This is a genomic window from Oleiphilus sp. HI0079 (genome assembly GCF_001635105.1).
This window is the reverse complement of the sequence record NZ_LWFT01001359.1, coordinates 1-1,391: the sequence shown is the minus strand read 5'-3', so window position 1 is coordinate 1,391 and position 1,391 is coordinate 1. Positions and strand designations below refer to the sequence as shown.

1 protein-coding gene is annotated in these 1,391 nt (G+C 49.0%); it reads left to right on the top strand.

The annotated features are described in order from the left end of the window. Positions 1-1,391: carbamoyl-phosphate synthase large subunit (carB, locus tag A3750_RS23475; protein WP_082873406.1), on the top strand; the 1,391-nt coding region annotated here is incomplete at both ends.

The window sequence follows — 1,391 nt, the reverse complement described above, 5'->3', positions numbered from 1 at the left end:
TAGCGACATAAAGAGTATTCTAATTATTGGTGCTGGGCCGATCGTAATTGGTCAGGCTTGTGAATTTGATTACTCGGGCGCACAAGCCTGTAAGGCTCTCCGAGAAGAGGGTTATCGGGTCATCCTTGTGAATTCAAACCCTGCAACGATTATGACCGATCCGGCGATGGCGGATGCGACTTATATAGAGCCGATCACCTGGGAGACCGTAGAGCGAATTATTGAAGTTGAGCGTCCGGATGCGCTTTTACCCACTATGGGTGGTCAAACCGCGCTTAATTGTGCTTTGGATCTTGAGCGCGAAGGGGTGCTTGAGAAGTATGGCGTAGAAATGATTGGTGCAAATGCTGATACGATCGATAAAGCGGAAGATCGTGATCGTTTTGACAAGGCAATGAAGTCAATTGGTCTTGAGACGCCTCGCTCTGGCATTGCGCATAGCATGGAAGAGGCCGTTGCCCTTATTGATGAGTTGGGTTTTCCCAGCATTATTCGTCCATCGTTCACCATGGGCGGAAGCGGCGGTGGTATTGCGTACAACCGTGAAGAGTTTGAAGAAATTTGCGCGCGTGGTTTGGACTTGTCTCCAACAAGCGAGCTGTTGATCGATGAATCTTTGATCGGCTGGAAAGAATATGAGATGGAGGTTGTTCGCGATAAAAAGGACAATTGCATCATCATCTGTTCGATTGAGAATTTTGATGCAATGGGTGTTCATACTGGGGATTCCATTACCGTCGCACCAGCGCAGACCTTGACTGACAAAGAATATCAGATCATGCGTAATGCATCGTTGGCGGTTTTGCGTGAGATCGGCGTTGAAACCGGCGGTTCAAACGTGCAGTTTGGCATCAGCCCTACAACAGGGCGAATGGTGGTGATCGAGATGAATCCTCGTGTATCTCGATCTTCTGCGCTTGCCTCCAAAGCAACGGGCTTTCCGATTGCAAAAGTAGCCGCAAAACTGGCAGTTGGTTATACGCTTGATGAGCTTCAAAATGATATTACGGGGGGCGCCACACCTGCGTCGTTCGAACCTTCAATCGATTATGTTGTTACCAAGATTCCTCGTTTTACATTTGAGAAGTTCCCGCAAGCAGATGCGACACTGACGACGCAGATGAAATCTGTTGGTGAGGTGATGTCAATCGGCCGTAATTTCCAGGAATCTTTCCATAAGGCGATTCGTGGGCTTGAGGTTGGCTCTTATGGGTTCGAGCCCAAGCTGGACCTGAAAGCTGAGAACGCGGCTGAAGTGTTGCGTGGTGAACTAAGTACGCCAAATGCCGAGCGCCTCTGGTATATCGGGGATGCTTTCCGCTCTGGTATGAGCGTTGATGAAGTGTTTTCTCTTACGGGTATTGATCCGTGGTTCCTTGTTCAAATCGAGG